Origin of the sequence: Brevibacillus choshinensis (assembly GCF_001420695.1) — a bacterium.
Taxonomy (GTDB): Bacteria; Bacillota; Bacilli; order Brevibacillales; family Brevibacillaceae; genus Brevibacillus; species Brevibacillus choshinensis.
In genome coordinates this window covers 923,370-935,207 of sequence record NZ_LJJB01000010.1, presented here as the reverse complement: position 1 = coordinate 935,207, position 11,838 = coordinate 923,370, and the positions used below count along the sequence as shown (strand labels likewise).

Genomic DNA, 11,838 nt, shown 5'->3' with positions numbered 1-11,838 from the left:
GCTTTTTCCATGAGGAAAAATCTATATGGATGGAGGATGGAAACAGATTCAGTACTGCCACCGGTCAGAAGAGCCGGCAGAGCTTCCTACAGGTCGTAGTACAGCTCGTATTCTTTCGGATTCACCGTGCGCTCTACTTGTTGGATTTCGCCGCGCTTCAGGGAAATCCAGCTTTCGATCAGCTCTTTCGTGAACACGTCGCCTTCGAGCAAGAATTCGTGATCCGTTTCGAGAGCGAGCAGTGCTTCTTCCAGAGAGCCAGGTGCGCTCTTAATTTCGTGTTTCTCCGCATCGGACAGGTCGTAGATGTTTTTATCCATTGGACCAAAGCCCATTTCACGTGGGTCGAGCTTGCGCTTGATTCCGTCCAGACCAGCCATTAGCATAGCAGCGAATGCCAGGTATGGGTTAGCAGTGGAGTCTGGCGTACGGAACTCGATACGGGATGCTTTTGGAGTAACAGCAGCTACCGGGATGCGGACGGCAGCAGAACGGTTACCTTTGGAGAAGACCAGGTTGACTGGAGCTTCGTAGCCAGGGACCAGACGTTTGAAAGAGTTGGTGCTTGGGTTCGTCAGAGCGATCAAGGCAGGTGCGTGGTGCAAAATGCCTCCGATGTAGTACAGAGCTGTTTGGCTCAGGTTTGCGTATCCACCTTGCTCATAAAAGAGTGGAGTGTCGCCGTCAAACAAGCTTTGGTGTACGTGCATGCCGGAACCGTTGTCACCCACGATTGGTTTTGGCATGAATGTAGCCGTTTTGCCGTGTTTGGCAGCAACGTTGCGCACGATGTATTTGAACAGCAAGAGGTTGTCAGCCGTGCGAGTCAACGTGTCAAAGCGGAAGTTGATCTCGCCTTGACCTGCCGTTGCTACCTCGTGGTGATGACGCTCCACGTACATACCTGCTTGGGTCATCAGGGTGCACATTTCGTTACGAATATCTGCTTGTGTATCTGTAGGTTGTACAGGGAAGTAACCGCCTTTGTTACGCACTTTGTAACCGAGGTTTTGTCCTTCTTTACCTGTGTTCCAGAAAGCTTCTTCTGAATCGATGTGAAAGAAGGAGCCGGATGGACCGGAATCATAGCGTACGGAGTCGAACAGGAAGAACTCGGATTCAGGTCCGAAGTAAGCCGCAGTAGCTACGCCCAGTTGTTGCAGATACGCTTCTGCTTTCAGTGCGATACCGCGTGGGTCGCGATCGTAGCTGGTGTAGTCAGGGTTTACGATGTTACATACGATGTTCATTGTTTTGGCTTCTACGAAAGGATCGATGAAGGCTGTTGCTGGATCAGGCATGGCCACCATGTCACTTTCCTCAATTGATTTGTAACCAATCAGGCTGGAGCCGTCAAAAGCAACGCCGTTGCGGAACGTTCCTTCATCTACCGCATAAGCAGGAACGGTAACGTGGTGTTGGCGACCGAGCAGGTCTACGATTCGAAAGTCAACATATTCGACTTTTTCAGAGTCAATGGTGGACAAGACTGTTTTCATATCCAAGAAAAACACTCCATTCACGAATTATTTTTATTTGTAGAGAGGTAAAGTTCGTTTTTTAATGTTGTTTTATATTTGGAATTATATCGACAACTAGCATCGTTCGTCAAGAGGTTTTCTGACGTTTAGTGTTAGATTTTCTAACATTATATTGTGGGGTTTTGAAAAGAGTTCCGTTTTTGTAGAATATAGACGAACTGTTATTTAGCAAAACTTGGCTAAGCCAAGCTTTTGGCTGAGCCTTAGTTGCGCTTATACTGGATAGGAATTTTTATGATTCCTATCTGTAGAACAATGATGGAGGGGATTCCGAATGAAGGTACTGGTTTTGGGAGCAGGAGGAATTGGGGGCTATTTCGGAGGGCGACTGGCAGAAAAAGGAGTAGATGTAACCTTTCTCGTTCGGGAACGTAGGTACAAGCAGCTTACGGAAAGAGGACTTCGCATCCAGAGCATTCATGGGGATTTCCATCTCGAGCAGCCACAGCTGATCAAAGCAGGGGAAGAAAGCAGCCCGTTTGATGTAGTCTTGCTGTCCAACAAGGCCTATCATCTCGCTGAGAGCATCCAGGACATCGCTCCGTACGTAGGTGAGCAGACCGTCGTCATTCCACTTTTGAACGGGATTGCTCATATGGAGCTGCTGTGGGAGCGCTTTGGCAAAGAGCGTGTTCTCGGTGGGCTTTGCTTTATTGAGACAACCCTGAATGCAGATGGTGACGTGGTCCAGACCAGTGCCATGCATGAAACGGTCTTTGGAGAATGGGAAGGCGGAACGAGTGAACGCGTAGAGCGGATCGCAGATGCTTTCTCTGGTATCAACGGTTCCATGCGGGCTAGTGCAAACATCCAACGCGATGCATGGCAAAAATACTTGTTCATCACCACGATGTCCGGAATTACAACATTGATGAATTCGGCTGTCGGGCCGATCCGTGATTCCCTATACGGAGTCGAACTGACTCGTCAGCTCGCAGAAGAATGTGCGTTGGTCATTCGTGCCTTGGAAGCACCAATCCGTGCCGATATCATCGACAAGCAGATGGAAACATTCCAAAACCAGGGTGCAGCCATGAAATCGTCCATGCTCCGCGATATGGAAAAAGGCTTGTCTGTGGAAGGGGATCATCTGCAAGGTTATCTCCTCGGACATGCAGAAAAACTCGGCTTGTCCACGCCTTTGCTAAAAGTGGTTTACAATAATTTGAAGGTTTATGAACAGAAGCGGAGCGCAGGTAAATAAGGTATAATAAATGGGCGAGACGTCATTTGAATAATTAGGAGGGGTATAGATGGAAGTCATCAAGATTTCCCCCCGCGGATATTGCTACGGTGTCGTAGATGCCATGGTATTGGCATTGCGGACAGCGCAAAACTTTGACCTTCCTCGCCCGATTCACATTTTGGGCATGATTGTACACAATGCTCATGTCGTCGAGGCGTTTGAACAGCAAGGGATTAAAACATTGGATGGGGAAGATCGTCTCGCTCTGCTTGATCAGGTGAATGAGGGAACGGTCATTTTCACGGCGCACGGTGTTTCTCCGGAGGTTCGGAAAAAAGCGCGTGACAAGGGTCTGACTGTCGTGGATGCGACATGCCCGGACGTAACCAAGACACATGACCTGATTCGAGAGAAAGTGGCAGACGGCTACCATGTCCTCTACATCGGCAAAAAGGGACACCCTGAGCCAGAGGGAGCGATCGGGATCGCGCCTGACCACGTGCATCTGGTGCAAAAAGTAGAAGATCTGGAGGCATTGCAGGTACCAACCGACAAGGTGATCGTGACCAACCAGACAACGATGAGTCAATGGGACGTCAAGCATCTCATGGATGCGATCGTCAACCGTTTCGCTCGGGTAGAAGTACACAACGAGATTTGTCTGGCTACGCAGGTGCGCCAAGAGGCAGTCGCAGAACAGGTAGGGGAAGCGGAGCTGTGCATCGTCGTAGGCGATCCGCGCAGCAACAACTCGAACCGCCTAGCTCAAGTATCCGAGGAAATTGCCAATGTTCCTTCTTATCGGATTGCGGACCTCTCAGAGCTGGATGTCGAGTGGCTGAAAGGAAAGAAACGCGTAGCGGTCACATCTGGTGCCTCTACGCCGACACCGTTGACCAAAGAAGTCATTTATTTCTTGGAACAGTATGATGAAAACAACCCAGAGACTTGGGATAAGAAACGTACCGTCAACATGGCGAAAATATTGCCGGCGGTTAAATAGGAGAGCGATATGTCAGGATCACTTTCCGGCAAATTTCAAGGGGGCGCTGCAGGTGGATTCATCAGTTTCAGCGCCCTCTACCTCTTTATTTACTATGGGTTTGGTGCATTTTCCCCACTGATCACTCAGTATTACAAATCCATCCATCTAACGGGTACGCAAATTGGGATGATCAGTGCGGTAGCACCGGTGGTTTCGATTATCGCTCAACCGATGTGGGGGTTCATTTGCGATCGTTTCCAGATCAGGAAGACGGTCCTCTTTGGGACGCTGCTCGTTTCCGGTCTTGTGGGACTCTTATTTTCGACTGTTTCTACATACGCATTTGTCTTTCTCTTATATATTCTCCTGTCCTTTTTTCAAAGTGCGGTCATCCCGATCTCGGACAGCCTGGCATTGGGTTACGCGAAAAAGAACCACTTGCAGTTTGGCGATATTCGCCTGTGGGGTGCCGTCGGATTCGCGCTCGCAGCCTTTCTTACCGGACTCCTAGTAGAGAAGTGGGGGCCATCTGTTCTTTTTTACTCGTACTGTCTGGCACTCATTACAGCCATGCTGTTCCTTATTAAAGTGCCTGAGGAAGTGACTGAATCTTCCCGCTTTACAGTCAGCATGTTTAAGGGAATGAGGCAGCTGCTGCGCATCCCGCGTTTTTTGCTGTTTCTCATGGCGTCCTTTTGTATGTTTGGATCTGTAAACGCCAACAACATTTGGTTTTCCCTGTACTATCAGGAGATTGGTGGAACGGTTGCGGGTGTGGGGCTCGCTTTTCTGCTGTTTGCAGGAAGTGAGGCACCGTTCATGAAGCTGGTGGGTTATTTCGTCCGACGCTGGGGTCTGGAGACCACCCTACTGCTAGCAGCGACCTTTTCTGCCATTCGTTGGTTCTGGTACAGCTCAGCTCCGAGTACAACAGCCGTTCTCATTTTGTTCTTCATTCAAGGCGTATCGGTCGGATTTTACTTGGCGACAGCGGCGCAGTTCGTCCGAGAAAATACACCCGCTTCGCTCCAGGTAACAGCACTTGCTGTTTTTTTCTCTGTAGGAAGCGGGCTGGGCACGATGCTATGCAATCTACTGGCTGGATGGATCAAAGATGAGTTTTCGACACTCGCGATCTATTTGTTTTTCGGTGTAGTGACTACATTGGGGATCATTCCACTCTGCGTGATCAAGTTTGGTCCGTGGAAACAAATCGAGCAAGAGCAAGAATGGGAAGCTACTCAATGACGATGATCCCTTGGTAACCGGTCTCCGGATAACCGGGGGAATCGGAAACAAAGGAAAACTGCCCTTTTTTCTCAGCAGCAAATTGAAGCATCGTTGATTGTGTAGGCTTCAATTCTGTAGAGGAAACATTTAACTCGCGAATGGCGAGGTTATGTGGGCGCGTGTCTGTATTCACGACCATCAGTGTCACGCGCTCACCTTCCCGTACCGAAATGCGATTGGGCAAAAAGCCTGCACTGGAGATCGTGACAGTCTGTGAACGTTGTGAAGCTGCAAAAGAAGTATGTAGGCGATACTGATGATGCGTCCCGAGTAGCGTTAACGTAACAGCCAACGCGATGAGGGGATAACGCAACTGCCGGAACCGTTGACGAGTCATTACACTTCAGCTCCTTTGCGGGCCATAATCCTTGAGTATGTTACCTATTATCCTGTCCTCGTAAGGTTTTGGATAAACAAGAAAAAGTGTGAGAAGATCACACGTTAGATATCGTAAAAGCTCTCGCTGTTGGCGCTACGTCGCATGCGAGGGCTTTTGTCTAGGGGCGAAAAATAAGGTGATAATGGAATAGTCGAGTATATTGAAGTAATCCTATTTTTGTAGTAGGATTACTTTAATTTCTTTCATCACAATTTTCTTTATTTTTAGCCCCTAAGACAAAGGAGAAGAGAGCTATGAAATACGGCTTTTGGTTACCGATTTTTGGTGGATGGCTCCGAAATGTAGAAGATGAAAATATGCCCCCGACGTTTGATTACGCCAAGACGGTGATTCAAGCGGCAGAGCGCTGGGGATACGACACGACTCTGATTGCTGAGTTGTACCTAAACGATATAAAAGGCCCCGAGTCTGATTCACTCGAAGCGTGGTCGACTGCGGCTGCACTGGCTGCGGTAACAGAAAAAATCGAGATCATGACAGCGGTGCGCCCTGGCTTTCACAATCCAGCCGTGGCTGCGAAAATGGCCGCGAACATCGATCACATCAGCAACGGACGCTTTACGCTGAACGTAGTATCTGCCTGGTGGGAAGAAGAAGCCCGTCAGTACGGTGGCATTTTCACCGAGCACGACGAGCGTTATGAGCGCATCATGGAGTTTCTGGATGTGCTAAAAGGCCTGTGGACCGAAGAGACGTTTAGTTATCATGGGAAATATTACGACATTCATGATGCCAAGCTGGCACCAAAGCCAGTCCAACGCCCAAATCCGATCCTGTATGCTGGTGGAGAGAGCGAGCGAGGCAAGCAAGTCATTTCTGCTACGTGCGATGCATATGTGATGCACGGTGGCACGACTGAGGAAGTCGCGAAGAAGATTCAGGATATGAAAGAGCGCCGTCAGCAGACGGAAAAAGCACCATTCTCTTCTTTTGGGATGGCAGCCTACGTCATTTGCCGTCCGACAGAAGAAGAAGCGATGGAAGAGCTGGCAAGGATCACGGATGTAAAGGAATCTAGCGGTTACGCAGGTTATCAGGATTTCATCAACAAGTCGCAGCTTGAACAGCAAATTCAGTTGCGCGATTATTCGGTCTCAAATCGCGGTTTGCGCCCCAATCTGATCGGAACACCAGAGCAGATCGCCGAGCGCATTTTGGCTTATGAAAAAGCAGGGGTAGACCTATTGCTGCTCCAGTTCTCTCCACAGCTCGAAGAAATGGAGCGCTTCTCCAAAGAAGTGATGCCTCTCGTTGAAAGTCTGCGTGCAACAGAGCCTAGCCTATCCTAATCCCTCCCGCTTGTTGGGCAGAGAATCGTAAAAAAGAGGAGAATCGAACGATGAAAAAGATCTACGTCATCCATGAAAATAGCGAATGGACCGTTCATTTGACCAAGCGTCTGCAAGAGCTGGGGCTTCCATACGAGGAATGGCATCTGGACGAGGGTTCCGTTGATTTGACAGAAGAACCACCTGTAGGTGTATTTTACAGCCGGATGAGCGCTTCTTCCCATACGCGTGACCATCGATATGCACCTGAGCTGACTTCAGCTGTACTGAGCTGGCTGGAAAGCTACGGACGCAAAGTCTTTAACGGGACGAGTGCACTGCGTCTAGAAGTGAGCAAGGTCGCCCAATACTTGGCTTTGGCAGGACAAGGTATTCGCACTCCTCGCACCATTGCGACAGTAGGCAAGGATCAGCTTTTGAAAGCGGCACGCGCATTTGAAGGTCAACCCTTCATCACCAAGCACAACCGCGCAGGAAAAGGGCTTGGTGTACAACTGTTCCATTCCCTGCAAGGGCTGGAGTCGTATGTGAACGGACCGACCTTTGATGAGCCGGTGGATGGCATTACGCTCATTCAGGAGTACATTCAGGCTCCACAACCATTCATTACACGCTGTGAATTTGTCGGGGGCAAATTCGTCTATGCGGTACAAGTGGACACATCCGAGGGCTTTGAGCTCTGCCCGGCGGATGCCTGCCAGATCGGCGACCTGTTCTGCCCAGTAGGGGAAGAGGTGCCGACCAAGCCGAAGTTCCAGATCGTCGATGGCTTCGCGGATCCGATTATTGAGAAGTACGAGCGCTTCCTGGCTGCAAACGGCATTCAGGTGGCAGGGATCGAATTTATCCGCAATCAGGAAGGCGAGATCTTTACCTATGACATCAATACCAATACCAACTACAATTCGGATGCAGAAGCAGCAGCTGGCGTCTACGGTATGTTGGAAGTAGCCAAATTCTTGGGCCGTGAGCTGGCAAGCGTCGAGGAAGCCGAGAAGGTAGAAGCATAAAAGGATATAGCAAACAGATGAAAGTCCCTTGGAAACAGGGGGCTTTTTTGTTGGGAATCCCCACCTACAGGCATCCTAACAATCTGGATCTTGTGCTCCTTTATAGCCCCCTCACAAATAGTACATTGTCACACATAGTAATATGTGATAAGTTATACGCAGAGGTGAACAAGATGGGGGAAAGCAGTATCAGCAGTGACATCATTCGCGGACATCTCGATGCCATCATATTGCGCGTCTTGTCCGAGGGTGATAATTATGGCTATGAAATCATCAAGGCGATCTCCAAGAACAGTGGAGGCCAATACGAATTAAAAGAGCCCTCGCTCTATACCAGCTTGAAAAGGCTTGAAACGCAAAAGCTTATCGCCTCCTATTGGGGTGATGAGACACAGGGCGGTCGACGAAAGTATTACAAGCTGACTCCTGAAGGTGCAGAAGCCTACGAAAAAGCACTCGTTGCCTGGAAAGTGGCGAGAGCATTGATCGATCAATTAATTGAAAGGCAGGACTGACAGCGAATGGACAGATTACACCAGCATGTGGAGCAACTGTTTCGTCCTTATCGAGGCATGAAACAGGCCCAGGAGCTGAAGCAAGAGGTCATGAGCAATCTCGAAGCGCGTGTCGCAGATATGACAACGGATGGAATGGACCGGGCAGAAGCTGTACGTCTGGCAATCGCCAACATTCCCTCCATTGCGCACCTGATCGCGGGGAACCATCGCATCTACGTGTACCGCTTTTGGGTGGAGTGGGTGCAAAGGGTGCTGCTATATTCCTTGGTGGCATGGATCGTCACGATGCCGCTGCGAATGGTGGGCGATGGGACCGGTTTGAACACCGCGATATTAGTAGTTTCACTCTTTGTAGGAATCGTGTATGTAGTGCTGCTACTGCTCAGGAGGACTTCCGTTACGAATAAAGAGATGAACATGAATGTGCGAGCAGCTTTTCGACTCAGGAAAATCGGATGGATTCTCTGGTCTATCTTTATTGCTGTCTCGTTGCTCTTTACAACAGCTCTTCATTTTGCGAGCAATTTCTGGTTTTCGCGACCGATCAGTATTTCGGGTCCATACCAGTTTGCTATGGTAGCCATTGCGTATTTCAAGCCATTTGTGTCCATCCTGATTCCACTTGCCCTCCATCTAGCACCAAAGCTACTCATGAAATACGAAGTGGGGGAAGAAGATGGCTGCAAGGAATAAATGGATTATGGCACTGGTCATCGTGGGAGTCATCTTGTTCGCGTTGATCCAAGGAGTCATTATCCCTGACAACATCAAAAAGGCGGAACAATATCGTCTGGACCAGCAAAACCCGCTCACCCACGATCTGAATGCGATCCTGCCCTATAAAAGCAAGTACATGGGGGATGCTTCTAATCTGTCGAATCTGTATGCGCATTTGCCACTTAACGGGGTGAAAAAGACCTTTCAGTTATATCCGGAGGCTTTGACGCTTGAATTAAACTATGAGGAAACAGTTAGCGAAGTGGGAGAAGAATCGGTGAAGGCCGCATTGCTCTACGACTCAGTGGCGGCTTTTGCGTTGATCGACAACCTCCAGGCTATCCGCTATCGCTTCCCCGATGCGACCTATCAGATGACCCGTTTGGATATGCAGCAACTGTTCGGAGAAAATTTGTCAGGACTGTTGAATCAAGAAAAATGGAAAACCGATGTCCAGGATCGATTAAAGGAATGGACGAAGGAGAGCCCTCGCTTTAAGCAATGAGGGCTCTTTTTTTGCCTGTGCTCGATTTTTGACCTCAAAAAAACAGATGCAGAATGCTGTAAATGATCGCGGAGATCACCGCAGAGATAGGGAGGGTGATGAACCAGGTGATAACGATTCGCTTGGCGACACCCCAGTTGACGCTCTTTAGCCGTTTTGCCGAGCCGACTCCCATGATAGCTGAGGAGATGACGTGGGTAGAGCTGACGGGCAAGCCCAATTGGGTAAAGGTAAATATGATGGAGGATGAGGTGAGATCGGCAGTCGCTCCGTTAATCGGCTCGATTTTCGTGATTTTTCCGCCCACCGTTTTGATGATCCTCCATCCACCAACGGAGGTACCCAATCCCATGGATACGGCACAAATCAGCTGGACCCAGAAGGGGATTACGCTCGCATCCGCCTGCAAGTCTGCGGCTACCAGAGCGAACACGATGATCCCCATTGCCTTTTGCGCATCATTGGTCCCGTGGGTAAAGGACTGGAGGGCTGCGGTGAAAATCTGAAAGTAACGAAAGCGTCTGTTGACCTTGGATGGGGGCGTAGCGACTTTTCGAAACAAGAAGTAAAACAGGCTCATGAGCAAATAGCCAGCTACTAGCGCGATGATGGGGGAGAGAATTAATGCCTTAAAGATTTCGGAAAAGCCACTCCAATTGATTTGTTGCCCCCCTGCAGATGCGAAAACGGCTCCGACAATGGAACCGATAAGCGCATGGGAGGAGCTACTGGGAATCCCGTACCACCAGGTGACGAGATTCCAGAAGATAGACGCGAGCAAGGCGGCCAAGACGATAAGTACCCCATATTCCAGCTTGGCTGGATCCGCGATTTTTCCCCCGATTGTTTTGGCGACTCCGGTAAATGTCAAAGCTCCGACGAAGTTCATGATAGCAGCCATGACGATGGCGATTCTGGGTGGCAATGCTTTGGTCGACACGGTCGTCGCGATCGCATTAGCTGTGTCATGAAAGCCATTGATAAAATCAAAGGAAACAGCTAGCACAACGACAGCGACGATGAGTGGAAAGCTCGTATGCATGGGCAGAGTCTCCTTGGGTTATGTGTTGCTCATGATGACCGTCTCCATCGCGTCCGCGACATCCTCGCAATGGTCCATGACTTCCTCCAGCACTTCGTAAATTTCCTTGAACTGCATGATATGGATGGGATCCGTGGAGGAGTGGAAGAGATCCCGAATGCTACGGCGAACCAGCTCATCTCCTGCGCTCTCCAGATCGTTGATGCGGATAATGTACTCTCGCATGTCCGATAGCTTCTGATGTTTGAGTAACTCCATGGCAAGCAGGATTTGCTGGGAGGAGTCCTCGATGATCTGGCCGAATCTCACCATCGTTTCATCGGGCTCCATGATGTCGTACATGTAAAGACGGGACGAACACGTTTCCAGGCCGTCCAGCACATCGTCCATTTTCACAGCCAACTCCATGACATCCTCGCGTTCGATGGCGGTAATAAACGTTTTGTTAATGCGAATGATGATCTCGTGAATCATTTTGTCGCCTTTGGATTCGTATTCCTTCATCGTTTCCGAAAAGGTTTTCAAGGTATCCATAGAAGAGATCTTATATTGATTAAAATAGACCGCGGAATCGTGAACGTTTTTGGCGATTTCGTACAAGTCTTCCAGCAATGCATCTGTTTTTGTAAAAAGCATGGCAACCTCCGCTTGTGAATCCGACTAGGAGTATTTTGGTTGGAGGAGGTGCGGATTATTCACCCAGTACGTTTTAAAAGGAAAACATCATCCACGCCATGTAGGTAGCGACGACCCACATGATGATCGCAGATGCCAGATTCAGGCCGCGCAGCAATGTTCCTGATTGATCCAGACTTCCAATCAAGCGACCAGTCAAACACAGACTAAAAAACCAAATGCAGGAGACCAGGATGCAAGCGATGGTAAATCCCCATTTCTCCCCACCCATATAGCTGAGCGAGCTGGTGCCGATTACGCCAATCGTGTCCAAAATAGCATGTGGGTTGAGTAAGGACACGGAAGCAGCGAACATCACCTGACGTTTCGGGGAAAAGCGCTCCACATCTTCGGAAGCAACAGTCGGTTTGTTGCGCCAAGTCAAATAGCCCATGTACAACAGAAAGCAAACGCCAACTGCGTATAGAACGGTTTTCAACCAGGTGACAGTCAGTACTACGAGAGACACACCTAGCACCGCGAGCAAGATGAGCAATGCATCGCAAATAGCGGCAGTAATAACGACAGGGATCGCACGCCACAGCGTAGGCTGAACGGCTCCTTGATTAAAAATAAATACGTTTTGTGCCCCAAGCGGCAAAATAAGTCCAAATGCAAGTATAAATCCATGCAACATCGCTTCGATCACGTGTCGCTCCTCCTTTGTACGGCTATTCGTG

General features: G+C 49.3%; 13 protein-coding genes. 8 read left to right on the top strand and 5 right to left on the bottom strand.

Annotation, left to right across the window (positions count from 1 at the left end; all coding sequences use genetic code 11):
- Positions 1–86: 86 nt before the first annotated feature.
- On the bottom strand, positions 87–1,505 hold the full coding sequence (gene glnA, locus AN963_RS14730) for a type I glutamate--ammonia ligase (RefSeq protein ID WP_055745310.1): 1,419 nt from the start codon (positions 1,503–1,505) through the stop codon (positions 87–89).
- 310 nt (positions 1,506–1,815) lie between these two features.
- On the opposite strand from glnA, the gene panE reads away from it, so the two are divergent.
- Genes panE through AN963_RS14715 form a run of 3 tightly spaced genes read left to right on the top strand, consistent with a single transcriptional unit; the run spans position 1,816 to position 4,960 of the window.
- Complete coding sequence (gene panE / locus AN963_RS14725; protein ID WP_055745309.1) at positions 1,816–2,745, top strand: 2-dehydropantoate 2-reductase; 930 nt, start codon at positions 1,816–1,818, stop codon at positions 2,743–2,745.
- Positions 2,746–2,794: 49 nt separating this feature from the next.
- Positions 2,795–3,730, top strand: a complete 936-nt coding sequence (locus AN963_RS14720; protein WP_055745308.1) for a 4-hydroxy-3-methylbut-2-enyl diphosphate reductase — start codon at positions 2,795–2,797, stop codon at positions 3,728–3,730.
- A gap of 9 nt (positions 3,731–3,739) precedes the next feature.
- Positions 3,740–4,960, top strand: a complete 1,221-nt coding sequence (locus tag AN963_RS14715; protein ID WP_055745307.1) for an MFS transporter — start codon at positions 3,740–3,742, stop codon at positions 4,958–4,960.
- On the opposite strand, the gene AN963_RS14710 is transcribed toward AN963_RS14715, so the two are convergent.
- Positions 4,950–5,339 (bottom strand): cupredoxin domain-containing protein, encoded by a 390-nt coding sequence (locus tag AN963_RS14710; protein ID WP_055745306.1) that lies wholly within the window; start codon positions 5,337–5,339, stop codon positions 4,950–4,952. The genes AN963_RS14715 and AN963_RS14710 overlap by 11 nt on opposite strands.
- A gap of 296 nt (positions 5,340–5,635) precedes the next feature.
- Between AN963_RS14710 and AN963_RS14705 the strand changes: the two genes are divergently transcribed.
- From AN963_RS14705 to AN963_RS14685, 5 genes are all read left to right on the top strand, one after another.
- Positions 5,636–6,691 (top strand): LLM class flavin-dependent oxidoreductase, encoded by a 1,056-nt coding sequence (locus AN963_RS14705; protein WP_055745305.1) that lies wholly within the window; start codon positions 5,636–5,638, stop codon positions 6,689–6,691.
- A 50-nt stretch (positions 6,692–6,741) separates the two neighbouring features.
- Entirely contained in the window at positions 6,742–7,701 is a 960-nt protein-coding gene (locus tag AN963_RS14700) for an ATP-grasp domain-containing protein (RefSeq protein WP_055745304.1), read from the top strand.
- Between the two features lie 173 nt (positions 7,702–7,874).
- Entirely contained in the window at positions 7,875–8,216 is a 342-nt protein-coding gene (locus AN963_RS14695) for a PadR family transcriptional regulator (protein ID WP_055745303.1), read from the top strand.
- 6 nt (positions 8,217–8,222) lie between these two features.
- The gene (locus AN963_RS14690) at positions 8,223–8,912 is read left to right on the top strand and encodes a permease prefix domain 1-containing protein (RefSeq protein WP_055745302.1); all 690 of its coding nucleotides are present in this window, start codon (positions 8,223–8,225) and stop codon (positions 8,910–8,912) included.
- Positions 8,896–9,441, top strand: coding sequence for a DUF4825 domain-containing protein (locus tag AN963_RS14685; protein WP_055745301.1), 546 nt, complete (start codon positions 8,896–8,898; stop codon positions 9,439–9,441). Before AN963_RS14690 ends, AN963_RS14685 begins: the two co-directional genes overlap by 17 nt.
- Positions 9,442–9,475: 34 nt before the next feature.
- On the opposite strand, the gene AN963_RS14680 is transcribed toward AN963_RS14685, so the two are convergent.
- The 3 genes from AN963_RS14680 to AN963_RS14670 form a co-directional block, all read right to left on the bottom strand.
- Entirely contained in the window at positions 9,476–10,483 is a 1,008-nt protein-coding gene (locus AN963_RS14680) for an inorganic phosphate transporter (protein ID WP_055745300.1), read from the bottom strand.
- Between the two features lie 18 nt (positions 10,484–10,501).
- Positions 10,502–11,119, bottom strand: coding sequence for a DUF47 domain-containing protein (locus AN963_RS14675; RefSeq protein WP_055745299.1), 618 nt, complete (start codon positions 11,117–11,119; stop codon positions 10,502–10,504).
- Positions 11,120–11,192: 73 nt separating this feature from the next.
- Positions 11,193–11,807: a LysE/ArgO family amino acid transporter gene (locus AN963_RS14670; RefSeq protein ID WP_055745298.1), complete on the bottom strand. Its 615-nt coding sequence runs from the start codon at positions 11,805–11,807 to the stop codon at positions 11,193–11,195.
- Between the last annotated feature and the right edge of the window lie 31 nt (positions 11,808–11,838).